The organism is Flexivirga sp. YIM B11880, from assembly GCF_058148645.1.
Genome location: NZ_JBMAMH010000013.1, coordinates 34,891 through 57,853, shown reverse-complemented (window position 1 = coordinate 57,853; position 22,963 = coordinate 34,891). Strand labels below are relative to the sequence as shown.

The following is a 22,963-nucleotide window of genomic DNA, read 5'->3' as shown; positions in this document are numbered from 1 at the left end:
TCGGATTGCGGCTCACTTCAATTCGCTGGAGCTGAGCTGGAGCAGACGTCGGGCCACGACGAGCAGCTGGATCTGCTGGGTGCCCTCGAAGATGTCCAGGATCTTGGCGTCGCGCGCCCACTTCTCCAGTAGCTCGGTCTCGGCGTAACCGGCTGCCCCGCACAGCGCTACACAGTCCAGCGCGACCTCCACGCAGGTGCGCCCGGCTTTCGCCTTCGCCATCGACGCCTGCATCGAGTTGGGCTTGCCGTTGTCAGCCATCCACGCGGCGCGCAGGGTCAGCAGGTATGCCGCCTCGTACTCCGCCTCCAGCTGCAGCATCCGGGCGCCGGCATACGACTGGGCATTTGCCGGCGCACTCGGATCTGCCGTGACGCCAGCCTTTTTCAGCAGTTCGGTGGCGAGGTCGAGGCTCGCGCGCGTCAGGCCGACGGCCATGGCGGCCACCAGTGGCCGGGTGTTGTCGAAGGTCTGCATCGCGCCACCGAAGCCGCTCTCGGTGCGGATCTCGGGATCGCCGAGCAAGTCCTCCGCCGGCACCCGGCAGTTGTCAAGGGTGAACGCCGCCGTGTCGGACGCGCGGATACCCAGCTTGTGTTCCAGCCGGACCAGCCGCAGGCCCGGGTTGTCGCGCCGCACCACGAAGGACTTGATCGCCTGCTTCCCGAGCGACCGGTCCAGGGTTGCCCAGACCACGACGAGTTCGGCGCGCTCGCCGCTGGTGACGAAGATCTTCTCGCCGTTCAGGACGTAGTGGTCTCCGTCCTTCACCGCGGTGGTCCGGATGGCGCCCGAGTCGGAGCCGGTGTCGGGCTCGGTGATCGCCATGGCGGCCCACTTCGTGCCGTAGCGGGCCCTCTGCTCGTCGTTGGCGACGGCCGCGATGGCAGCGTTGCCGAGACCCTGACGGGGGAGTGAGAGCGTCAGACCCACATCGCCGCGGCAGGTCTGCATGATCGACAGCACCGAGGACAGATTGGAGCCGTTGACGTTGCCGCCCGGCTGTTTCGGCCCGCGCGAACCGGCGCCGACGCCGGCCGGCTCGGTGGACCCGCCGCTCGTCGTCCGCGCACCCGCACCTTGCCCGGCGCCGGAGTCCGAGAAGCCGTCGATGACGGCGGACATCAGATCCAGTTCGTGCGGGTAGTCGTGCTCAGCCAGGTCGTACTTGCGACTGATCGGCCGGAACACCTCGTCGGCGAGACCGGCCGCCTGCCTGACCAGCGGCACGAACTTCCTCGGAACCTCGAGATCGATCATGATGCGTCATCCTTTGTTGCAGAGGGATCTTCGGTATGGCGAGCAACGCCGACTCAGAGCATGAGCACGCCCTCCATCAGGCCGGCGCCTCGGAGGTCGCGATACCACCGTTCGTTGTCGAACTCCTTGACGAAGCCGTGGCCACCGAGCAGTTGCACACCGTCCGAACCGATCCGGGCACAGTGCTTCTCGGTGAGCACACGGGCATGGGCGATCTGCTCGGTCGCGTCGAGTCCGCGGTCCAGGCGAGAAGCGGCTCGCCATACGACCAGCCGGAGGCCGTCCAGTTCGATGGCGATGTCGGCGACCGTGAAGGCGACGGCCTGCCGATGGGCGATCGGCTCGCCGAAGGCCGTGCGTTCCTTCGTGTAGATCGTGACCTGGTCGAGCACCGCCTGCGCGGTACCTACCGCGGCGGCCGCCCACGCCAGCCGAGCACGCGCGACGGCGTCGGTGTGGTCGGCGGTGCTGCCGAGCAGATTGGCGACCGGCACGCGCACCTGGTCGAGGTGCAGCGTGCCGGTGTGCGCCGCCCGGATGCCCATGGCGGGGTCGTCCGACACGGTCACTCCGTCGGTCCCGGATGGCACGATGACCAGCCGCGGCTCGTCGTCGACCAGGGCGGAGGCGATGAAGAGATCGGCGTCCGCGGCGCCCGGGACGAGCGCCTTGCGGCCTTCGAGCACGACCGTGTCACCGTCGCGACGTCCTGTCGTGCGCGGCGCTGCCGGATCGAAGAGGGGCTGCGGTTCCATCAGCGCCAGCGCCCCGGTCGCGGGATGCTCGTCGTCGGTGAACGCCGGCAAGTAGGTCTCCTGATGTGCCGAGTCGCCGTAGTTGACAAGGCAGTTCGCGACTGCGGCGGGCGCCATGACCGCCACGGTCAGGCCCATGTCACCACGGGCGAGCTCCTCCAGGACGAGGGCGCTCGTCACGGCGGACGCCTCCTCGGCGACGCCGCCGAGCTCCGGGGGGACGCCGAGCAGCGCCATGCCCATCTGGGCCGCCTGCTCGCGCAGCTCCGGAGGAGCTTGTCGGTCGGCGTCGGCCTGCGATCCGGCGGGACGCAGCACCTCGTCGGCGAGCTCGCGGGCCGCGTCGCGGATCATCTGCTGATCGTCGGTCGGGGTCAGGTCGAACTGGGCCCGCGGCCGGGCCGGCTTGCTGCGGGTCGGCGCGCCGGAGCCGGGGCGGGCACTGAACACCCGGCTCGCGGTGACCTGCGCCTTGAAGCCCTGTCGTGCTCCCCGGTAGAGGACCTTCTCGGCCCTCGCGCGCAGCGCGGGATTCTTCATCGCGTCCAGGCCGCCGGCGCGGGTGATGAGCCGCATGCCCAGCGACTGGCTACGTTCGGCGAGACTCGGCTTGGCGTGCGGATCGCTCATGGTGCCCCTCCAGGACGTGACGGCACGGTGCGGTGAGCCGTGCTCCGGCAGTGTTCTTGTAACTTACGGTACCGGAAACAAAGCGGAACAGTGCGGACGCGCCGCAAACCCCGACGTCAGTGCAGCAGATCCTCGACCGACAGGCCGCGGATCGACGCGTCCAGCACAGTTGCGGTGTGCGCCATGGGAATCGGTCTGCCGAGTCGGTCCAGCGCGGTCGCGATCTGCATCAGGCAGCCGGGATTGGCCGTCACGATGAGGTCGGCGCCGGTCGCCAGAATGTTGCGTGCCTTCGCCTCCCCGAGCTCGGCAGCGGTCTCCGGATGGAGGATGTTGTAGACCCCGGCCGACCCGCAGCAGATCGCGGCGTCGGCGATCTCGACGAGTTCGACGCCCGGGATCTCCCGGAGCAGCTGGCGCGGCTGCGAGCGCACACCTTGCGCGTGACCGAGGTGACAGGCGTCGTGATAGGCGATCTTCAACGGGAGGGGATGGCGCTCGGCGACGGTGCCCAACTCGGCCAGGACCTCGCTCAGGTCCCGCACCGTGCTGGCGAACATAGTCGCGGATTCGCTTGTCGCTGCGTCATTCTCGCCCGCGAAGAGCTCGCCGTAGTCCTTCATCGCACTGCCACAGCCCGCCGCGTTGGTGACGACCGCGTCCACCGCCGTGCCGGCGTCGAACGTCGTGATCGTCGACCGGGCGAAGCGCTGTGCCTCCGGCTCGCGGCCGGAGTGGCTGCTCAGGGCGCCGCAGCAGCCCTGGTGCGGAGGTATGACGACCCGGCATCCCTCGGCAGCGAGCACGCGCGCGGTCGCGGCGTTGACCTCCGAGAAGAACACGTCCTGCACGCAGCCGGTGAGCATCGCGACGACCGCCCGCTGTCCGCCTGCCGCCGGTAGCTCCACAGGGAGCTTCTCCGGTGTGCCGAGCGGCGGGGTGAGGCGTTCCATCGCGGCCAGCCCGGGGAGGAAACGGTCGAGCAGGCGGGTGCGCCGCAACGCACGGTCCAGGCCCAGCCGCTGCGAGACCCGGAGTGGTCCCCGCAGCTTGTGCAGCCGGTCCGGGTAGGGGAACAGGCTGAAGATCGTTGCCCGAAGCGCTTTTTCGGACTTCGAGCGCTCGTGGCGCCGCTCCACCTGGGCCCGGGTCTGCTCGATCAGCCGGTCGTACTGCACGCCGCTCGGGCAGGCGGTCACACACGCCATACAGCCCAGGCACGCATCGAAGTGCTCGACCATCTGGTCGGTCATCGGGCTGCCCTCGAGGCCGGCCTGCATCAAATGGATGCGGCCGCGCGGTGAGTCCATCTCCTCGCCCCACAGCTGGTAGGTCGGGCAGGTCGGCAGGCAGAAGCCGCAGTGCACGCAGTCGGCGATCAGCTCCTGCGACGGAGGGTGGTGGGTGTCGAAAGCGCCTGGCATCAGATGTCTCCCACGAATCGGCCGGGCGCGAGCAGCCGCCCCGGATCGAACTCCCGCTTCAGTCGCTGCATCACCGACAGCCCGTTGACCGGACCCCACACGTCCACCGAGCGGCGGATCTCGAGGGGTGCGGTGAGCACTACCACCGCACCGCCGTGCTGGGCGGCCAGCGGGCGGAGAATGCGCAACAGCTCACTGAGGTCACTCGCCGTGGTCGGGTCCGGGACAGCGGCATAGAGCACTCCTGTGCCGGCAGCGCCGCGCACGTGCAGGCCGAGTTCGTTTGCGCGAGCCGCGAGTTCGGCGACGGCGCCGAGGCTGCAGCTGAGCTTCAGGCAGGTGTCGGAAGCGTCCGTGGCAGCCGGCAGCTGCCACGGCCAGTCGAGGTCGTCGTGGACCGATGAGGGCGTCCCGAACTCGCCGCGGGCTGCGTCGACGCGGTCCCGCACACCGTCGGCGGTGCCTTCCAGGAGGATCGCGACGGTCGCGCAACCGCCCGGCGGCCAGTCGACTTCGAGCGCGGAAGGCGCCAGCTGTGAGTGGCACAGCCGCGCCAGCAGCGGCTCGAGGGCGTCCGGCTCGACGCCGGCCGACACCCAGGCGGCGCGTGCCGGGACCGGGTGCAGCCGGAAGGTCGCCTCGGTGATGACCGCCAGGGTGCCGAACGAGCCGACCATCAATTTGCCGAGGTCGTAGCCGGCGACGTTCTTGACCACCTTGCCACCGGAGTGTGCGACGGTGCCGTCCGAGAGCACGACGGTCGCTCCGATCAGCAGGTCACGTGCGGTGCCGGTATGCAGCCGTCGGGGACCGCTGGTGTTGGTGGCGATCACCCCGCCGACGGTGCTGCCCGGCACCGGCTCGTCGATGCCGAGGCGTTGCGCGCTGTCGCGCAGGGCGTCCTGCAACGAGGCGAGCGGCATACCGGCCTCGACGCGGACGATGAGGTCACCCGGCTGGTGTTCGAGCAGCCGGTCGCAGGCGCTGAGGTCGAGCACCAGCTCGGGCGCGACACCGGCAGCGCCGAAGGTCAGCTTGGTGCCGTGCCCACGCACGACGGTGACCGCTCCGGCCGCATGGGCCGCCCGCATGGTCGCCGCGACCTGCTCGGTGCCGGCCGGCCGGGCGACGGACGCCGGGGTATTGCCGTCGACCGCGTCGTCGGCCGTACCGCGCCGCGCATCGACGCCCAGCTCCTGCAGTGCCGAGATCAGGTCCATCGGCTCAGAAGACCTCGCCGAGGCCCGCGGTCTGCACGGGGTGCGCGGCAGTGCGTTTGCCGGGCACCTCGCCGCACAGGCGCGGAGTGGGAAACACCTTGCCCGGATTGGAGATTCCCGTCGGGTCGAAGGCACAGCGCACCCGTTGCATCGTGTCGAGGTCCTCCGCGGTGAACATCTTGGGCATGTGCTTGGCCTTGTCGGCGCCGACGCCGTGCTCGCCGGTGATCGAGCCGCCGTGCGCCAGGCACAGGTCGAGTATGGCGCCGGACGTCTCCTCCGCCGCGTCGGCCTGGCCGGGCACCCGCTCGTCGAACAGTACGAGGGGATGCAGGTTGCCGTCGCCCGCGTGGAACACGTTGGCGACGCGTACCCCCCGCTCCTGCGCGAGCGCCGTCATGGACCGCAGCACCTCCGGCAGTGCGGTGCGTGGGATGACTCCGTCCTGCACGATGTAGTCCGGGCTGATCCGGCCGACCGCCGCGAACGCCGACTTGCGCCCGCGCCAGATCGCTTGGCGTTCCTCGTCGTTCGCCGCGACACGGATCTCGAACGCGCCGGCCTCGCGGCAGTGTGCCTCTGCCGCGGCCAACTCCACCGCCACCTCGTGCGACGGACCGTCCAGCTCGACCACGAGCACCGCTCCCGCGCCCGCCGGGTAGTTGCAGGCGACTGCGGCCTCGGCGGCCTCGATGGCCAGGGCGTCCATCATCTCGATTGCCGCAGGCACGATGCCGGCGCCGATGATCGCCGAGACCGCGGCGCCGGCGGAGTCGGTGTCCGCGAAGCCGGCGAGGAAGGTCTCCACCGCTGCAGCAGTCCGCGTCAGCCGGACGGTGACCCGTGTCGCGATGCCGAGCGTGCCCTCGGACCCGACGAAGGCGCCGAGCACGTCATACCCGGGAGCGTCCGGCGCGACGGTGCCGAGCGTGGTCTGTTCGCCGTCGGGCAGCACGACGTCGGCCGCGAGGACGTGCGTCGTGGTGAAGCCGTATTTGAGGCAGTGCGCTCCGCCGGAGTTCTCCGCGACGTTGCCGCCGATGCTGCACACCTGCTGGCTGGAGGGATCCGGGGCGAAGTAGTAGCCCTCCGGGCGGGTGCGTGCCGAGACGTCGAGGTTGACGACGCCGGGATCGACGACGGCGCGCTGGTCGCGCGCGGAAACCTCTCGGATGGTTCGAAATCCGCTCATCACGATGAGCACGCCGTCGGCGTGGGGGAGTGCACCGCCGGACAGACCGGTGCCCGATCCGCGGGCGACGAAAGGGACGCCGTGCGCGGCGCAGGCGCGTACGGCCGTCTGTACGTCGTGCGCGTCCCGGGCGAGGACGACCAGCGCCGGGGCGACCCGGTAGTGGAGCAGGCCGTCACAGTCGTAGGTGGCCAGCTCGGTCGGGTCGTCGATCAGGGCCCCGGACGCCAGCACCGATCGCAGCTGATCGGTGACAGCTGCGATCGGTGCCTCGGCCCGCGTCATCGGCTCAGGGCATGCGCTCGTAGGCCGGGAGGGTGAGGAAGTCGGCGTAGTCGTCGGCGACCGCGACCTCCAGGAAGGTGGCCTTCGCGTCGTCGTAGTCGCTCGGCTCACCGGGCAGGCCGGCGATGACATCGTCGACGAGCTTCAGCACCATGTCCTTCGTGACGGTCTCACCGGTGTCGGCGAGCACGACGTCGTTCTGGATCTGCTGCCAGATCTGTGAGCGGCTGATCTCGGCGGTGGCGGCGTCCTCCATCAGGTTGTAGATGCCGACCGCGCCCCGGCCCTCCAGCCAGGACTTGAGGTATTGCAACGCGACGTCGATGTTGCTGCGCAGGCCCTCGGAGGTCACCTCGCCCGGCGTCGACTTCACGTCGAGGAGCTGTGCCGCCTTGACGTCGGCCGGGGGCACCGTGCCGATCTGGTTGGGCTGGTCGCCGAGCACCTGGGTGAAGACGTCCTTGCAGGTGTCAACCATCGCCGGATGGGCGACCCAGGAGCCGTCGAAGCCGTCGCCCGCCTCGCGAGACTTGTCGGCGGTGACCTTCTCGTAGGCCGCCTTGTTGACCGACTCGTCCTTGCTGGGGATGAACGCCGCCATACCGCCGATCGCCGAGGCGCCGCGGCGGTGGCAGGTGTTGACGAGCAGCTGCGTGTAGGCGCGCATCATCGGGACCGTCATCGTCACCGAGTTGCGGTCGGGCACAATGTAATCCGCACCCCGGGTGCGGTAGGTCTTGATCACCGAGAAGAGGTAGTCCCAGCGGCCGGCGTTGAGGCCGGAGGAGTGGTCACGCAGCTCGTAGAGGATCTCCTCCATCTCGAAGGCCGCCGGCAGGGTCTCGATCAGGCAGGTCGCGCGGATGGTGCCCTGCGGGATGCCGAGCCGGTCCTGCGCCAGCTTGAACGCGTCGTTCCACAGCCGCGCTTCCTTGTGGCTCTCCATCTTCGGCAGATAGAAGTAGGGACCCTTGCCGCGGTCCAGCTGCTTCTGGGCACAGGCGACGAAGTAGAGCGCGAAGTCGACCAGGGAGCCCGACGTCTCCTCGCCGTCCACCAGGATGTGCTTCTCCGGAAGGTGCCAGCCGCGCGGGCGCAGGATGATCGTGGGCTGCTGCTCCGGCGGAACCGGCTTGTACTCCTTGCCCTCCGGGCTGGTGAACTCCAGTGTGCCGTCGAGCGCGTCCTTGAGGTTGAGCGGTCCTTCGACGACGTTCTCCCACAGCGGGGTGTTGGCGTCCTCCTGGTCGGCGAGCCAGGCCTTCGCGCCGGAGTTGAGGGCGTTGATCGTCATCTTCCGGTCGGTAGGCCCGGTCATCTCCACCCGGCGGTCCTCCAGGCCCGGGGCGAGCGGGGCGACCTTCCAGGACGGGTCCTCGCGGATGTCGCGGGTCTCCTCGAGGAAGTCCAGGTCCTTGCCGGCGGACACCTCGGCGATGCGTTGCTTGCGAGCTTCGAGCGCCTCCAGCCGCCGTGCGTTGAGCGCACGGTGCAGCTCGGCGATGAGTTCCAGGGCGGGCGAGCTGAGGATCTCGTCATAGCGCGGTTTGATCGGACCCGTGACTGTCACGCCGGTCGGAAGTTCGGCGATGGTCGAGTCGGGCATTGGTGCAACCTCCACGTGGGTGTGAAATTTTCGTATGGCGGAATCTCTGGCTCGCTGAGCGGAATCATACAGGTTGCCACTCCCCACGATCATTTCTGCCCACGCGTCGATTTCGCAAGAGATCCGGGCGGGCTGACGGGCCCGGGTGCGTGAGACCCGTCACCCCCGGCCGGTTCTACTCGCGAGTAACGGGCGGGGAGGGGAACCCTGGGACGGTGACCGAGATGTCGACCGCCGCGCGCCCCGCTGCTTCCGGCGATCATCTGCCCGACCGGCGTCTCCGGCTCGCCCTGTTCGCGCTGGCGCTCGGCGGGTTCGCGATCGGCACCACCGAGTTCGTCACGATGGGTCTGCTGCCGCAGATCGCCGACGGCGTGGGCATCAGCATCCCGACCGCCGGGCACGTCGTCTCGGCATACGCGCTCGGCGTCGTCGTGGGTGCCCCGCTGGTCGCGACGATCGCCGCGAAGCGCCCGCGCAAGGCGGTGCTGCTCGCCCTGATGGCGGCGTTCGCCGTCGGCAACCTGGCCTCGGCGCTCTCGCCCAACTATCCGGTGCTCGTCCTGGCGCGCTTCGTCAGCGGGCTGCCGCACGGCGCGTTCTTCGGCATCGGGTCCGTCGTCGCCGCGTCGCTCGTGCCGCGGCACCGCCGCACGGCGGCCGTCGCCATGATGCTCGCGGGCCTCACCGTGGCCAATGTGGTGGGCGTGCCGCTCGCGACGCTGCTCGGCCAGCACCTCGGCCGGCAGTGGCCTTACGTCTTCGTCGCCGTGGTCGCGCTCGTCACGGCCGCCGCGGTGCTGGTCTGGGTGCCGGCTCAGCCGGCCGACACCACCTCGTCGGCCCGCTCCGAACTGAGCGCGCTGCGCCGGCCGCAGGTGTGGCTGACGCTCGGCGTCGGCACGGTCGGTTTCGGGGGCATGTTCGCCACGTTCTCTTACATCACCCCGACGATGACGCATCTCGCCGGTTTCGCCGATGCGGCCGTTCCGCTGATCCTCGTCGTGTACGGCCTGGGTATGACGGCCGGCACGATGCTTTCCGGACGCGTGGCGGCATACGGCATGCTCCGCGGGATGGTGGCCTCGCTCGTCGCGATCGCCATACTTCTCGCGGTGTTCGGCGAGCTCGCACACCTGAAGGCGACCGCGGTGCTCGGCGTGTTCCTGCTCGGCATGCTGCCGTCGGTGCTGGTGCCGCTGCTGCAGACCCGGCTGATGGACGTCGCGCGGGAGGGCCAGTCGCTGGCGGCCGCGCTGAACCACTCGACGCTCAACATCGCCAACGCGCTCGGCGCCTGGCTGGGCGGGGTCGTCCTGTCGCACGGCCTGGGCTATGAGTGGCCCAGCCGGGTCGGCGCCGTGCTGGCGGTCGGCGGCATCGGCATCGCCGGCCTCAGTGCGCTGGTCGCCCGGCGCGCGCAGGCGACCGGGCGCTGAACTCGCCGGTTCGAATCGGCTCCGCCCGCATGGGAGACTGGAGCCAGTCACCCCGATCCCGCAATCCCCTGAGGTAAGCGACGTTGTCACCCATGGCCCGTCAGGCGCTGCCGCCCGCCGCCACCCCGCCGGACCTGATCCGCAACTTCTGCATCATCGCGCACATCGACCACGGCAAGTCGACGCTGGCCGACCGGATGCTGCAGATCACCGGCGTCGTCGACGAGCGCGCCATGCGTGCGCAGTACCTCGACCGCATGGACATCGAGCGGGAGCGCGGCATCACGATCAAGAGCCAGGCGGTGCGGATGCCGTGGGCGGTCGAGGACACGACCTACTGCCTCAACATGATCGACACCCCCGGGCACGTCGACTTCACCTATGAGGTGTCGCGCTCGCTCGCCGCGTGTGAGGGCGCCGTCCTGCTCGTCGACGCCGCCCAGGGCATCGAGGCGCAGACGCTGGCGAACCTCTATCTGGCGATGGAGAACGACCTCACCATCATCCCGGTGCTCAACAAGATCGACCTGCCGGCCGCGCAGCCGGAGAAGTATGCCGAGGAGCTCGCCGGACTGATCGGGTGCGACCCGGGCGACGTGTTGCAGGTGTCCGGCAAGACCGGCGTCGGTGTCGAGGCGCTGCTGGACCAGATCGTGGGCCAGTTCCCGGCGCCGACCGGCGACGCCGACGCGCCGGCCCGCGCGATGATCTTCGACTCCGTCTACGACACCTACCGCGGCGTCGTGACCTACGTGCGGGTCGTCGACGGGGCGCTGCACCCGCGCGAGCGCATCCAGATGATGTCGACCGGAGCACACCACGAGCTGCTCGAGATCGGCGTGATCTCACCGGAGCCGGTGCCCGCGGGCGGTCTGGGCGTCGGCGAGGTCGGCTACCTCATCACCGGTGTGAAGGACGTGCGGCAGTCGCGGGTCGGTGACACCGTCACCTCCGCGCGCGGCGGTGCGACCGAGCCGCTCGGGGGCTATCGCGACCCGAAACCGATGGTCTTCTCCGGGCTCTATCCGATCGACGGCTCGGACTATCCGGTCCTGCGCGACGCGCTCGACAAGCTGAAGCTCAACGACGCGGCCCTGGTCTACGAGCCCGAGACCTCCGCGGCGCTCGGGTTCGGCTTCCGCGTCGGCTTCCTCGGCATGCTCCACCTGGAGATCGTCCGCGAACGGCTGGAGCGGGAGTTCGACCTTGACCTGATCTCGACGCTGCCGAGCGTGGTCTACGAGGTCACCCTGGACGACGGGCGCACGGTCACCGTGACCAACCCCAGCGAGTTCCCGGAGGGCAAGGTCGCCACGATCACCGAGCCGGTGGTGCGCGGCACGATCCTCGCGCCGAGCGAGTTCATCGGCGCGATCATGGAGCTGTGCCAGTCGCGGCGCGGGACGCTGCGCGGCATGGACTACCTCTCGCCCGAGCGGGTGGAGATGCGCTACACCCTGCCGCTCGCCGAGATCGTCTTCGACTTCTTCGACGCGCTGAAGTCGAAGACGCGCGGATATGCCTCTCTGGACTACGAACCCGACGGCGAGCAGGACGCGGACCTGGTCAAGGTGGACGTCCTGCTGCAGGGCGACAAGGTCGACGCGTTCTCCACGATCGTGCACCGCGAGAAGGCCTATTCGTATGGCGTGATGATGGCGACCAAGCTCAAGGAGCTGATCCCGCGCCAGCAGTTCGAGGTGCCGATCCAGGCCGCGATCGGCACCCGGGTGATCGCCCGGGAGACGATCCGCGCCATCCGCAAGGACGTGCTCGCCAAGTGCTACGGCGGTGACATCAGCCGCAAGCGCAAGCTGCTGGAGAAGCAGAAGGAAGGCAAGAAGCGGATGAAGATGGTCGGCTCCGTCGAGGTCCCGCAGGAGGCGTTCATCGCGGCGCTCTCCCAGGACTCCGGCGCCGAGAAGGCGAAGAAGTAAGTGCCGCAAGCCGATTCACCGCATCTGGCCAGGACGCGGTCGTTCACCCGTCGCAGCGGCCGGATGGCGGAACGACACCACCGCGCGCTCGCGGAGCACGGCCCGGCATACCTGCTCGACGTGCCGCTGGTCGGCGAGGGCACGACTGTCGAGCCGTCCTACCGGCTCGATGTCGCTGCCGCCTTCGGCCGCTGCGCGCCGCTCGTGGTCGAGATCGGTTCCGGCGGCGGCGACTGCGTGGTGCATGCCGCGCAGCAGCACCCGGACCGGAATTTCCTCGCGATCGAGGTCTGGGTTCCCGGTGTGGCCCAGACGATCGCCAAGTGCGTGCACGAGGGCGTCGACAACGTGCGGCTCATCTGTGCCGACGCGGCACAGGCGCTGCCCACCATGCTGGGTCGGGAGAGCGTGCGCGAGGTCTGGACGTTCTTCCCCGACCCCTGGCCGAAGAAGAAGCATCACAAGCGCCGCCTCGTGCAGCCGGAGTTCGCCGACAAGATCGCGGGTCTGCTGGAACCGCAGGGTAATTGGCGGCTCGCCACCGACTGGGCGGACTATGCCTGGCAGATCAGGGACGTCGTCGAGGGTTGCGCGGGACTCACGAACCCGTTTGCCGGTCGGCTGGCCGACGCGGGTGACGTCGACGTCGACCCGCGTGGTGACCACGGCGGGTTCGCGCCGCGGTTCGAGGGCCGGGTGCAGACGCGGTTCGAGCGCAAGGGCCTCGCGGTCGGCCGGATCGTGCGGGACGTCGTCGGCACGGCGCAGGCCGCCGGTCGTACTGACCAGTAACATCGGCCGGTATGACGTCCACGTACCGCCTCTATCAGCGACTCACCGCCCGGCCCCTCGGCCGGCAGCTCTTCGGTCTCGGCTTCATGTGGCGTGCACCGTATTTCGCGACCGTGCAGCCGCAGATCCGGCAGATGGCGCCCAATCGCGGCGTGGTGCGGATCCGCAACTGGCGTGGCGTCCAGAACCACCTGGGCACCATCCATGCGATCGCCGTGGCCAACGGGATGGAGGCCGCGATGGGCTTGCTCGCCGAGGCGACGGTGAAACCGGGAACCAGATGGATTCCCAAGGGGATTCAGCTCGACTATCTCGCCAAGGTGCCGACGGCGGTCGACTGCGTGGCGGAGACGGATCCGGCCGACTGGGAACAGCCGACGCCGCACGAGGTGCGCGTGCGTGTCACCGGCCGGCTGGCCGACGGCATGGAGGTCGTGCGCGGCGTCATACCGCTGTGGGTGACCGAGGCGAAGTCCTGACCGTTCTCACCGAAAGGCTCAGCAACTGCCGAGAGGCCCAGAAACACGCCGGTTCTGCGGCCGCTGGTTCTGAGCCTTTCGAGACTTACTGAGCCTTTCGGCAATCAGTCTCGAGTCGCAATGGCCACCAGGTCGGCGGCGACACCCCGTAGCCGGCGAGGGCCGGTCCACACCGCGCGTAGGTCACGGCGGATGTCGAGGGTGGTGGGCACCTCCCGCAGGGTCCGCACGGCGAGTGCCTCCGTCACGGCGAGGCGGCTGAGCACCGCGGGTGCGGTGCCGGAGGCGACGCTGACCCGGACGGCGGCGTTGCTCGCCAGTTCGAGTGCCGGCTGCGCCGGTCCGCCGAGGGCCTCCTCGAGTGCGACGCGGGTGCCCGAGCCGGCCTCCCGGGTGACGAGCGGGGTGTGCCGGAGTTCTTCGGCGGTGACCGGGTGCCGACGGTGACCCCACGGATGGTCGCGCGGCACCACCAGCACCATCTCGTCGTGCGCCACCACCAGATGGTTGACGCCGCGCGGCGGGCGCGGTCCCTCGATGAAACCCAGGTTGCAGCGGCCCTCGTGCAGGTCGTCGAGCACGTCATGGGTGTTGTGGACATGGACCTCGACGCGCAGGCCCTCGTGCATCGATCGCAGCGCGCCCAGCCAGGCCGGCAGCAGGTGCTCGGCGACGGTCTGGCTGGCCGCGACGACGATCTTCTCGCTGGTGCCCGACGCGAGCGTCCGTGCGCCCTCGACGAGTTCGTGCGCTGCAGCGATCACGGCGCGTGCCCAGTCGACGACCAGGAGCCCTGAGTCGGTCAGCGTCGAACCGTGGGTGGAGCGGTGCAGCAGAGTGATGCCGAGATGGCGCTCGAGCCGGGAGATGGAGCGGCTGGCGTTGGGCTGCGCCATGCCGGCAGCGCGGGCGCCGGCCGACAGGCTCCCGTGGTCCGCCACCGCGACGAGCAGTTCCAGGGCGCTGAGGTCCGGCCAGGTCGTGGGCATGTTCGGAGGATATATCGGCATGGTGAACTGACGGCTACCGCATGGCACCGGATCGTTCGACGCTGTAGGCATGGCGATTTCGGCGAACAGTTCGGTACCGCACCGGTCGAGTGAGCAGGGCCGCGCGGCGGCTGAGCCGGCTGCAGCCCGGGGAGCGTCCTCCCGCACGAGCGGCCTCAGCTATCTGCCGGGTCTCGCCGTCGCGATCGTGATCGCCGGTGTCGCAACGGCTCTGGGGCACTACCTGCCCGTGGTCGGGGGACCGGTCTTCGGCATCGTGCTCGGGATCGTCGCCGGCGCGTCGGTCCCTGCTCTGCGCCGCGATCGTCTGGCGCCGGGGGTGGGCTTCGCCGGCACGACGGTCCTGCAGTTGTCGATCGTGGTGCTGGGCACCGGGTTGTCCCTCGCGAAGGTGGTCCAGGTCGGCGGTGGGTCGCTGCCGGTGATGCTCGGCACCTTCGCGGTCGCGATCGGCGGGGCGTTCCTGTTGGGTCGGCTGCTCGGCATCAACGCCGAGCTGGCCACTCTGATCGGGGTCGGCACAGGCATCTGCGGCGCGTCGGCGATCGCGGCGACCACTGCCGTCATACGGCCGAAGCAGTCGAACGTCGCCTATGCGATCGGGACCATCTTCACCTTCAACATCCTTGCGGTGCTGTTGTTTCCTCCCCTCGGGCACCTGTTGGGTATGACGGGCCACTCGTTCGGGTTGTGGAGCGGCACGGCCGTCAACGACACGTCCTCGGTGGTGGCCGCGGCATACAGTTTCGGCGACGGGGCAGGTCCGTACGCGATCGTCGTGAAGCTGACGCGTTCGTTGCTGATCATCCCGATCGTGATCTTCCTGGCCATGCTGACTGCTCGCCGTGACGCGGCCAAGCAGGGCGAGCAGGTGCGGATCCCCTGGCGGAAGGTGGTGCCGGCGTTCCTCATCGGCTTCCTGGCCGCCGCGGCGCTCAACTCGGTGGGGGTCATCCCGGTCGCGTGGCACGGCGGCCTGACGTTCCTCGGCACGTTCCTCATCACCGTCGCGCTGTCGGCCATCGGCCTCGGGCTGCGGCTGGGTCAGTTGCGCCAGGCCGGACACCGGCCGCTCGTGCTCGGGGCGCTGCTGTGGATCTGCGTCGGGACCGCCAGTCTGGGTCTGCAGGCGCTCACCGGCACTCTCTGAGCCCGGTTCTCAGGACCGCATGCGGATCTCGTTCAACGACCGGGTGATCCGCGCATGCGTGCCCTCGTCGACGGCGACGCCTGCCGCGCGAAGGTTCATGCAGATCGCGCCCACGGTGCCGTCGGAGACCACGCTGACCGGTCCGGTCCAGTCGTTGTCCCGCAGCGACTCGGTGACCCGGCACCGCAGCTGGTCCTGGTGGAAGAGCACGCTGCCACCGACGACGAGCGGCGCGGCCGGGTCCGCGGACCACAGGGCGAGGACGGTGTCGGCGAGTCCCTCGGCCGCGTCGTCCACGATCTGCCAGGCCACCGGATCGGTGTCTTCGAGGTCGAAGACCAGCGGGGCGAAACGTGCGATGCCCGGCGTCGGGATGGCGTAGAGGATCGACACCAGTTGGTCCAGCAGCAGATCCTTGTCGGTCGCCCGGTCGCCCACAACTCCTGCGGCCGCCAGCAGCGCGTCGGTCAGCGCGGTGCGGGGGCCGCGTCGGTCGAGGTCCGCGGTCACGGCGCGCACGATGCGGCGCGCGATCCAATAGCCCGAGCCGACATCGCCGAGGAGCCAGCCCCGGCCGTCGCTGCGGGCGCCGGTGATGCCGTTCTGCACGACGATGGCGGCGGCGCCGGTGCCGGAGACGAGCGCGGTCCCGTCCAGTGCCGGGGTGCCCGCGAAGAACATGGCCTCCAGGTCGCTCCCGAGCCGCAGCGGCACCGGCACTCCGAGGTCGCGCAGGCCGAGATCGACGCCCGCCATACCGACGACCGAGCCGGCCATGGCGGCGAGCGCGTGGCCGACCTCAGCGGGTTGTGCGCCGGCGCTTCGAAGTGCCTCCGCGGCCGTCGAACGCATCGTCGCGGCAACGGCTTCCACGCCCGACGCCGTCGGGTTGCCGCCGCGGCCCACGGCGTAGCCGCGGCAGGAGCCGGTCGCGTCGTGCACGACGGCGCGGGTCGAGGTGCCGCCGGCGTCGATGGTGAGGAAGAGCGTCATGGGTCATTCATACCGGTCGGCCGGGAAGGGCGACGGATCGGCCACTTACCATGGGGCGGTGCCCTCAGCCCTTCCCGACGGTGAACCCGTCCCCGTCAACGGTGCGCTGCCGGCCACGGCACTGACCGGTCTGCCGGAGCGCGAGCTGGGCATCTATCTGCACGTGCCGTTCTGCCGAGTCCGTTGCGGTTACTGCGACTTCAACACCTACACGGCAACGGAGCTCGGTGGTCACGGTGCCGGCATCGCGACGTACGCGGACGCCGCGCTCGCCGAACTCGACCTGGCGCGGAGAGTGCTCGGGGCGTCGGCGCCGGCCGTCAGCACCATTTTCGTGGGCGGCGGGACGCCGACCATGCTCCCCGTGACCGATCTCGGTCGGATGGTGTCGGGCGTCGCCGACCGCTTCGGCCTGCAGCCCGGCGCGGAGATCACGACCGAGGCCAATCCGGACACGGTCGACGATGCCGTCGCCGAGACCCTCGCCGCGAGTGGCTTCACCCGCGTCAGCCTGGGCATGCAGTCGGCGGCGCCGCACGTGCTCCGGACCCTGGAGCGCACGCACGACCCGGCGAGCGTGGCCCGCGCCGTGCGGGCGGTGCAGGCAGCCGGCTTGCAGGTGAGCGTCGATCTGATCTACGGCACGCCCGGGGAGAGCGTCGACGACTGGCAGCGCAGCATCGATGCCGCGCTCGCATTGGAACCCGATCACGTCAGCGCCTATGCGCTCGTCGTCGAGGACGGCACCAAACTCGCCGCGCAGGTGCGGCGCGGTGCGGTCACCATGCCGGACGACGACGACGAGGCGGCAAAATACGAACGAGCCGAATCTGCCTTCTCGATAGCGGGTTTCGAGTGGTACGAGATCAGCAATTGGGCACGCCGCCCGGACGCTCGGTGCCGGCACAACGAGCTCTACTGGCGCGGCGACAACTGGTGGGGCATCGGTCCCGGAGCACACAGCCACATCGGTGGCGTGCGCTGGTGGAACGTCAAACACCCTGCGCCGTATGCCGATCGGGTGATGGCGGGTAGGTCGCCGGGCGCCGGCCGAGAGATCCTCACCCCGGACCAGGCGTATGACGAGCAGGTCCTGCTCGGCATCCGGTTGACCGAGGGCCTGCCGCTGAACGAGCTGCAGGAGGCCGGCAGGGCCGCCGTCGCCGGCCTCGTCGCCGACGGGCTGCTCGAGGGCACCGCTGCGATTCGGCAGGACCGCCCGGCCGCCCGGCTCACCCTGCCCGGCCGGCTGCTCGCCGACACCGTGGTGCACCGCCTGCTCGGCTGGTGACGGATCAGACCCGCAGGTCCAGGCCGAAGTCGTGGCAGCGCACGCTGTGCGTGAGCGCGCCGACCGAGATCGCGTCCGCACCGGCGCGCGCCAGGTCCTGGACGGTCTCCTCGGTCACCCCGCCCGACACCTCGGCGACGAGTGGTGCCGGGTGCCGCCGGATGCGGGAGACGCAGGTCGCCACCTGCCACGCCTCCATGTTGTCCAGCAGTACCGCGTGCACGACCGGCGTTTGACCGGCGGCGACGCGAGCGGCGTCGAAGGCCAGCAGGGTGTCGAGCTGCTCCGTGGTGTCGACCTCGACCTCGACGCGCACGAGGTGCCCGGAGCTGCTCGCGAGACGCTCGAGCACCGCCACGAGGCCACCGCCCAAACCGATGTGGTTGTCCTTGACCAGGATCGCGTCATACAGGCCGAAGCGGTGGTTGGTGCCGCCGCCGTCGAGGACCGCCTGCTTCTCCAGTTCACGGAGTCCGGGCGTTGTCTTGCGGGTGTCGACGATGCGGGCTTTGGTGCCATCGACGAGATCGACGAAAACACTGGTCCGGGAAGCGATTCCGGTGAGATGACCGAGCAGGTTGAGGGCGGTGCGCTCGGCGCAGAGGATCGAGCGGGCCCCGCCACGGACCGTTGCCAGGAGGTCACCCGGCGCGATCTTGTCTCCCGCGGCCTTCGCCCAGTCGACCTCGAGCGCGGGATCGACGGCGGCGAACGCTGCGGTGGCCGCGTCGACGCCGGAGAGCACGCCCGTTTCCCGGCTGACGATGTATGCCGCCCCGGCCGCCTCCTCGGGCACGGTGAGCCGGGAGGTGAGGTCGCCACCGAGGCCGAGATCCTCCTCGAGGGCGGTCCGGACGACACGGTCGAGGCTTGGGGAGATCATGCGGGGTCGCCGCGAAGTATTCGGGGGAGCGAAGTGGAGGAGAAACTTCGGGGGGTGCTGGTCATGCGTGAAGTCCTTGGGTGGCAACGGAATCAGTGCGCCGGTGGGCACCGACGCTGACGGGATGGGCGAGCGCCGAGCGGGCGATCAGCCACGCCACGAACGCTACGCCGTTGCCGGCGTGTGGCTCGAGCGCGTCTATCGCGGCCTGCAGGGTCGGTCCGTCGCGCAGCACTCCGCAGGCGGAGCCCAGCAGTTCGCGGACCTGCTGCACCGGGATCGGCTGTGCGTCGTCTCTCGGCCGCAGGGTGGCTGGGTCCGGGTCGGCGATGCCGGTGTGCCACCCGCCCGTCCAGCAGGCGGCATCCCGTGCGGCAGCCCGACCGGTGACGACGGCTTCGAGCAGCGAGTTGGATGCCAGCCGGTTCGCTCCGTGCAGACCGGTGCGGGAGACCTCGCCGATCGCCCAGAGGCCGGGCACCGAGGTGCGGCTGCGCGGATCGACGGTGATGCCACCCATCGAGTAGTGCAGGGCGGGCCGCACAGGCAGCAGGTCGGTGGCGAGGTCGAGCCCGGAAGCCGATGTCAGCTCCGTGACAGCCGGGAAACGCCTTGCCACGTCCGGGATTCCCCTGGCATCGAGCCGCACACTGCGGCCGTGGGTGAGTTGCTCCCACACGGCGGCGGCGACGACGTCGCGAGGTTGCAGTTCGTCGGTGAAGCGCTCGCCGTCGGCGAGCAGGACCGCACCGGCACCGCGCAGTGCTTCGGTGAGCAAAGGCATCGGATCGCGCGGGACGTCCAGGCCGGTGGGATGGAACTGGACCAGGTGCAGGTCGTCAGTTCGTGCACCAGCACGCGCGGCCAGTGCTACGCCCTGCCCGAGGGCGGTGCGGGGGTTGGTGGTGTGCGGCCACAGCCCGCCGAGTCCACCGGTTCCGAGCACCACCCGGTCGGTCTCGATGGTCTCCTCGGTGCCGTCCGCGCGCCGGACGACGACGCCGCGCACTCCACCCGCTTGGTTGGTGAGCAGCGTTGTGACGGAGTGGTTCTCGCGAAGCTCGACGTCAGGTGTGCGCAGCACGGCCGCGGCCATGGACGCCGTGATCGCCGCTCCGCTGTGATCACCGGCGTGCGCGACCCGCGGCCGGCTGTGACCGCCCTCCAGTGCCAGATCCAGCGCACCTTCGGGGTCGCGGTCGAACGGCACCTCGAGCTCGGTCAGCAGCCGCACGACGTCGGGCGCCTCACCGGTGATGCGGTCGATGACCGATCGGCGACCGACGAAAGCCCCTGCCCGCCAGGTGTCTTCGGCGTGCAGCGCGGTCGAGTCGTCGGGGGAGATCGCTGCCGCGATGCCGCCCTGCGCCCACATGCTCGCAGCGCCCTCGGTGAGGGTGCCCGCGGTGACGAGCACGCACGGCTCGGTCGCGGCCCAGGCGCAGGTGAGGCCGGCGAGACCGGATCCGACGACGACGATCGGCTTCGCGCTCATCAGCGGATCTCGAGCATCCGGGAGATGGCGCGGCGGGCGGGCGCCGCGACGGCCGGGTCGACGTCGATCTCCGGTCCGCCGGTTTCCAGCGCCTTTCGTATGGCGCCCAACGTGTTTCGCTTCATGTGCGGGCACAGGTTGCACGGTCGCACGAACTCCAGGTCCGGGTGCTGCGCGGCGATGTTGTCGCTCATCGAACACTCGGTGATGAGCGCGACACTGACGGGTTGCTCCGTCTCGACATACCGCTGCATGTCCGCGGTCGAGCCGGCGAAGTCGGCTTCCGCCACCACCTCGGGCGGACACTCGGGATGCGCGAGCACGGTGACACCCGGGTGCCCCTGGCGGATCTGGACGATGTCCAGCGGCGTGAATCGCTCGTGCACCTCGCAGGCGCCGGGGTGGGTGACGACCTCGACACCGGTGAGCGCGGAGATGTTCCGCGCGAGGTACTGGTCGGGGATCATGATCACCTTGTCGACGCCGAGGGAGGTGATGATCTTGACCGCGTTGCCCGACGTGCAGCAGATGTCGCTGGCGGCCTTCACCGCCGCCGAGGTGTTGACGTAGGTCACGACCGGGGCGCCGGGGTGCTGCGCGCGCAGCGCCGCAATGTCTTGGGGGGTAATGCTTTCCGCAAGCGAGCAGCCGGATCGCAAGTCCGGCAGCAGCACCCGCTTGCTCGGGTTGAGCAGCTTGGCGGTCTCGGCCATGAAGTGGACGCCGGCGAGCACGATCGTCTCGGCGTCGACCTGCTGTGCCTCGCGGGCGAGTGCCAGCGAGTCGCCCTTGATGTCGGCGACGCCGTGGAACACCTCCGGAGTCATGTAGTTGTGCGCCAGGATCACGGCGTCCTGTTCTCGCTTCAGTCGCTGGATGGCCTCGATGTCCTCGGCATACACCGCCCACTCGATCTCGGGGATGACGTGCCGGACGGCGTCGTATGCCGCGGCGTGGTCGTAGGGCTGCAACTCGGTGATGCTCACCATCGACTCCTCAACTGAAATGCTCACGATGAGTAAATGCTGACCCTGAGCATAACATCCGTGTGCCGTGCTCTGGTCAGAGGTGGAACTTCGCGTCCCGAAGGGCCGAGGGTCAGTGGGTCGGGACGGGTCTGGGGCCGGTTTACCGCGGGGCGCGTGCCAGGGGCAGCTTGGTGCCGACCTGGGCGCGTTCCTCCCGCACCGAGCCGCGGAAGCGGTAGAGCCGGGCCGGCCGGCCGCCGGTCTCGTGCGACACCTCGCCGGTGGGTTCGACGAGTTCGTGCTGCACCTCGACCGAGCGCCGGAAGTTCTGCTTGTGCACGTGCTGGCCGGCGATCGCCTCCACTGTCTCTTGCAGGGCGAGCAGGGTGAACGTCTCCGGCATCAACTCGAAGACCACCGGGCGGTACTGCAGCTTGGCCCGGATCCGGGAGAGTCCGGTTGCCAGGATGCGGCGGTGGTCGTGCACCATCGGTCCGGCGGTGAGCGCGGAAATCCTTCCTGCCCTCGGGGATTCGGCGACGAGCCCGGCTTCCCAGAGCAGCTCGTAGCGCTGCAGCGAGAATTCCGGGTGCCACGGCCGGCCGTCATACCCGAAGAGGAAGCGGCACCGGTCGAGCCGCTCCTCGGAGGTGTCCGACCACCGACGCAGGGCCCGTTCGATCTCCTCGCCCAACCGGTCGGGTCCGGCATCGGTCAGGTGCCGGCGGTCCTCCCACGGCAGGAGGTCGTACAGCGGCGACCAATCGGTCGGGCGGACGCTGCCGGCGATGGACGCGCGCGTCAGGCCGAGGTACGAGATGGACACCATGCGGTGGTCGACGCTGGACCGGCTCAGGTCGGCGAAGGTGTAGAGCTGCTCGACATACCCGAGGTCGAATCCGCTCCGTTCCCGAGCGAATTCGCGCACCGCAGCCTGCAAGGACTCCTCGTCCGCCCGCAATGGACCGGCGGGCAGCGCGGGCGGCTCCCCGCCCGCGAGCACCCACGGGCGGCCACCGTCGACGGCCAGTACGACGGCGACCAACTCCGCTTCGAGCTGCAGGCCTTTTGTCGCGCCTCTTACCTCGGCTCCGGTCCTCGCTGCGCTGCGATCCTCGCCTCGGTCGGCGCTCACGCCTTTTGTCGCGCCTCTTCCCTCGGCTCCGGTCCTCGCTGCGCTGCGATCCTCGCCTCGGTCGGCGCTCACGAAGTCGCCGTCACGAAATCGATCAATTCCTCCACCCGGCCGAGCAGCTCCGGTTGCAGGTCGGTGTAGCTGCGCACGGTCCCGAGGATCCGCTTCCAGCCGGCGGCGACGTCGGCCTGCGTCTCGTGCGGCCAGCCGAGCGCTGCGAGGATCCCGTGCTTCCACGACGTTCCACGCGGTATGACGGGCCACTTCTCCCATCCCAGCCGCTCGGGACGGACGGACTGCCACACGTCCACGTAGGGATGACCGAGCACCAGCACGTCCTGCCGTGCCTCCGGGATCGCCAGAGCGTCCGCGACGATGCGGGCTTCCTTGGTGCCGGGCACCAGGTGGTCGACGAGGACGCCCATCCGGCGGCCGGGCGACGGCGCGAAGTCGCGGATGACGTCCCGGAGGTCGTCGACCCCGTGCAGCGGCTCCACCACGACGCCCTCGACCCGCAGGTCGGCGCCCCAGACCTTCTCCACCAGCTCGGCGTCGTGCTTGCCCTCCACGAAGATGCGGGACCCGCGGGCGACGCGCGCCGGCGCGTCGGCAACGGCCCGCGACCCGCTCGCCGTGCGCGTCGCGGCGTCCCGGGCCGCTTGCAGCGCGGCGCGGTCCGCCGTGGGCACCGGCGGCACCAGCTCGACCGGCGCGCCGTCGATCAGGAAGCCCGGGCCCATCGGAAAACCGCGGGTACGACCGTGCCGGTCCTCGAGGTGCACGACGCGCATGCCGCCCGCCTTCTCCACGGACACGACGGCCCCGCACCAGCCGGTCTGGACCTCCTCGACGACCAGGCCGGTGTCGGCCGGGACCTGCCGGGAGCGACCGCGTGGCGGGGTACGCCAATCACCGGAGAGCACGTCCGCGCCATATCTGTCCGTCACGGACCCGAAGACTAGCCGGGGTCCGCCGCGAAGTATCGGAGGAGCGAGGCGGGCTGGCCGGTCGTGGATTCG

The 22,963-nt window shown here is 70.0% G+C and carries 19 protein-coding genes; 6 read left to right on the top strand and 13 right to left on the bottom strand.

Features of this window, described 5'->3' with window-relative positions:
• Positions 1-12 precede the first annotated feature (12 nt).
• From ACN8HC_RS16275 to aceB, 6 genes are all read right to left on the bottom strand, one after another.
• On the bottom strand, positions 13-1,260 hold the full coding sequence (locus ACN8HC_RS16275) for an acyl-CoA dehydrogenase family protein (protein ID WP_490075891.1): 1,248 nt from the start codon (positions 1,258-1,260) through the stop codon (positions 13-15).
• Between the two features lie 53 nt (positions 1,261-1,313).
• Positions 1,314-2,645 carry an acyl-CoA dehydrogenase family protein gene (locus tag ACN8HC_RS16270; RefSeq protein ID WP_490075890.1) on the bottom strand — a complete coding sequence of 444 codons (1,332 nt, stop codon included), beginning with the start codon at positions 2,643-2,645 and terminating at the stop codon, positions 1,314-1,316.
• Positions 2,646-2,761: 116 nt separating this feature from the next.
• Positions 2,762-4,069, bottom strand: a complete 1,308-nt coding sequence (locus tag ACN8HC_RS16265) for a (Fe-S)-binding protein (RefSeq protein ID WP_490075889.1) — start codon at positions 4,067-4,069, stop codon at positions 2,762-2,764.
• Positions 4,069-5,289: an FAD-binding oxidoreductase gene (locus ACN8HC_RS16260; RefSeq protein ID WP_490075888.1), complete on the bottom strand. Its 1,221-nt coding sequence runs from the start codon at positions 5,287-5,289 to the stop codon at positions 4,069-4,071. Before ACN8HC_RS16260 ends, ACN8HC_RS16265 begins: the two co-directional genes overlap by 1 nt.
• 4 nt (positions 5,290-5,293) lie before the next feature.
• A complete protein-coding gene (locus ACN8HC_RS16255) occupies positions 5,294-6,766 on the bottom strand; it encodes an FAD-linked oxidase C-terminal domain-containing protein (protein WP_490075887.1) in 1,473 nt (490 codons plus the stop codon).
• 4 nt (positions 6,767-6,770) lie between these two features.
• Positions 6,771-8,372, bottom strand: a complete 1,602-nt coding sequence (gene aceB / locus ACN8HC_RS16250) for a malate synthase A (protein ID WP_490075886.1) — start codon at positions 8,370-8,372, stop codon at positions 6,771-6,773.
• 224 nt (positions 8,373-8,596) lie between these two features.
• Here aceB and ACN8HC_RS16245 point away from each other — a divergent pair, with 224 nt between their 5' ends.
• From ACN8HC_RS16245 to ACN8HC_RS16230, 4 genes are all read left to right on the top strand, one after another.
• Positions 8,597-9,811 (top strand): MFS transporter, encoded by a 1,215-nt coding sequence (locus ACN8HC_RS16245; protein WP_490075916.1) that lies wholly within the window; start codon positions 8,597-8,599, stop codon positions 9,809-9,811.
• A 92-nt stretch (positions 9,812-9,903) separates the two neighbouring features.
• The gene (gene lepA / locus ACN8HC_RS16240; protein ID WP_490075885.1) at positions 9,904-11,748 is read left to right on the top strand and encodes a translation elongation factor 4; all 1,845 of its coding nucleotides are present in this window, start codon (positions 9,904-9,906) and stop codon (positions 11,746-11,748) included.
• Positions 11,749-12,540 (top strand): tRNA (guanosine(46)-N7)-methyltransferase TrmB, encoded by a 792-nt coding sequence (trmB, locus tag ACN8HC_RS16235; protein ID WP_490075884.1) that lies wholly within the window; start codon positions 11,749-11,751, stop codon positions 12,538-12,540.
• A gap of 11 nt (positions 12,541-12,551) precedes the next feature.
• Positions 12,552-13,019, top strand: coding sequence for a hotdog fold domain-containing protein (locus ACN8HC_RS16230; protein ID WP_490075883.1), 468 nt, complete (start codon positions 12,552-12,554; stop codon positions 13,017-13,019).
• A 104-nt stretch (positions 13,020-13,123) separates the two neighbouring features.
• On the opposite strand, the gene ACN8HC_RS16225 is transcribed toward ACN8HC_RS16230, so the two are convergent.
• Positions 13,124-14,008 (bottom strand): LysR family transcriptional regulator, encoded by an 885-nt coding sequence (locus ACN8HC_RS16225; protein ID WP_490075882.1) that lies wholly within the window; start codon positions 14,006-14,008, stop codon positions 13,124-13,126.
• Between the two features lie 70 nt (positions 14,009-14,078).
• Between ACN8HC_RS16225 and ACN8HC_RS16220 the strand changes: the two genes are divergently transcribed.
• Positions 14,079-15,179: a YeiH family protein gene (locus tag ACN8HC_RS16220; RefSeq protein WP_490075881.1), complete on the top strand. Its 1,101-nt coding sequence runs from the start codon at positions 14,079-14,081 to the stop codon at positions 15,177-15,179.
• Between the two features lie 9 nt (positions 15,180-15,188).
• On the opposite strand, the gene ACN8HC_RS16215 is transcribed toward ACN8HC_RS16220, so the two are convergent.
• Positions 15,189-16,172, bottom strand: a complete 984-nt coding sequence (locus tag ACN8HC_RS16215) for an N-acetylglucosamine kinase (protein WP_490075880.1) — start codon at positions 16,170-16,172, stop codon at positions 15,189-15,191.
• 58 nt (positions 16,173-16,230) lie between these two features.
• Between ACN8HC_RS16215 and hemW the strand changes: the two genes are divergently transcribed.
• Positions 16,231-17,463 (top strand): radical SAM family heme chaperone HemW, encoded by a 1,233-nt coding sequence (hemW, locus tag ACN8HC_RS16210; protein ID WP_490075879.1) that lies wholly within the window; start codon positions 16,231-16,233, stop codon positions 17,461-17,463.
• 4 nt (positions 17,464-17,467) lie between these two features.
• On the opposite strand, the gene nadC is transcribed toward hemW, so the two are convergent.
• From nadC to ACN8HC_RS16185, 5 genes are all read right to left on the bottom strand, one after another.
• Positions 17,468-18,346 carry a carboxylating nicotinate-nucleotide diphosphorylase gene (gene nadC, locus ACN8HC_RS16205; protein WP_490075878.1) on the bottom strand — a complete coding sequence of 293 codons (879 nt, stop codon included), beginning with the start codon at positions 18,344-18,346 and terminating at the stop codon, positions 17,468-17,470.
• Positions 18,347-18,407: 61 nt separating this feature from the next.
• The gene (locus ACN8HC_RS16200; RefSeq protein WP_490075877.1) at positions 18,408-19,841 is read right to left on the bottom strand and encodes an L-aspartate oxidase; all 1,434 of its coding nucleotides are present in this window, start codon (positions 19,839-19,841) and stop codon (positions 18,408-18,410) included.
• A complete protein-coding gene (nadA, locus tag ACN8HC_RS16195) occupies positions 19,841-20,854 on the bottom strand; it encodes a quinolinate synthase NadA (RefSeq protein WP_490075876.1) in 1,014 nt (337 codons plus the stop codon). Before nadA ends, ACN8HC_RS16200 begins: the two co-directional genes overlap by 1 nt.
• A gap of 115 nt (positions 20,855-20,969) precedes the next feature.
• On the bottom strand, positions 20,970-21,944 hold the full coding sequence (locus ACN8HC_RS16190; protein WP_490075875.1) for an NUDIX hydrolase: 975 nt from the start codon (positions 21,942-21,944) through the stop codon (positions 20,970-20,972).
• A 68-nt stretch (positions 21,945-22,012) separates the two neighbouring features.
• Positions 22,013-22,891 carry a DUF3097 domain-containing protein gene (locus ACN8HC_RS16185; RefSeq protein WP_490075874.1) on the bottom strand — a complete coding sequence of 293 codons (879 nt, stop codon included), beginning with the start codon at positions 22,889-22,891 and terminating at the stop codon, positions 22,013-22,015.
• Between the last annotated feature and the right edge of the window lie 72 nt (positions 22,892-22,963).

Bases quoted from the DNA above. Each gene is read 5' to 3' on its own strand.
- ACN8HC_RS16275 (WP_490075891.1), bottom strand. From the start codon at position 1,260: ATGATCGATCTCGAGGTTCCGAGGAAGTTCGTGCCGCTGGTCAGGCAG.
- ACN8HC_RS16270 (WP_490075890.1), bottom strand. From the start codon at position 2,645: ATGAGCGATCCGCACGCCAAGCCGAGTCTCGCCGAACGTAGCCAGTCG.
- ACN8HC_RS16265 (WP_490075889.1), bottom strand. From the start codon at position 4,069: ATGCCAGGCGCTTTCGACACCCACCACCCTCCGTCGCAGGAGCTGATC.
- ACN8HC_RS16260 (WP_490075888.1), bottom strand. From the start codon at position 5,289: ATGGACCTGATCTCGGCACTGCAGGAGCTGGGCGTCGATGCGCGGCGC.
- ACN8HC_RS16255 (WP_490075887.1), bottom strand. From the start codon at position 6,766: ATGACGCGGGCCGAGGCACCGATCGCAGCTGTCACCGATCAGCTGCGA.
- aceB (WP_490075886.1), bottom strand. From the start codon at position 8,372: ATGCCCGACTCGACCATCGCCGAACTTCCGACCGGCGTGACAGTCACG.
- ACN8HC_RS16245 (WP_490075916.1), top strand. From the start codon at position 8,597: ATGTCGACCGCCGCGCGCCCCGCTGCTTCCGGCGATCATCTGCCCGAC.
- lepA (WP_490075885.1), top strand. From the start codon at position 9,904: ATGGCCCGTCAGGCGCTGCCGCCCGCCGCCACCCCGCCGGACCTGATC.
- ACN8HC_RS16230 (WP_490075883.1), top strand. From the start codon at position 12,552: ATGACGTCCACGTACCGCCTCTATCAGCGACTCACCGCCCGGCCCCTC.
- ACN8HC_RS16225 (WP_490075882.1), bottom strand. From the start codon at position 14,008: ATGCCCACGACCTGGCCGGACCTCAGCGCCCTGGAACTGCTCGTCGCG.
- ACN8HC_RS16220 (WP_490075881.1), top strand. From the start codon at position 14,079: ATGGCGATTTCGGCGAACAGTTCGGTACCGCACCGGTCGAGTGAGCAG.
- ACN8HC_RS16215 (WP_490075880.1), bottom strand. From the start codon at position 16,172: ATGACGCTCTTCCTCACCATCGACGCCGGCGGCACCTCGACCCGCGCC.
- nadC (WP_490075878.1), bottom strand. From the start codon at position 18,346: ATGATCTCCCCAAGCCTCGACCGTGTCGTCCGGACCGCCCTCGAGGAG.
- ACN8HC_RS16200 (WP_490075877.1), bottom strand. From the start codon at position 19,841: ATGAGCGCGAAGCCGATCGTCGTCGTCGGATCCGGTCTCGCCGGCCTC.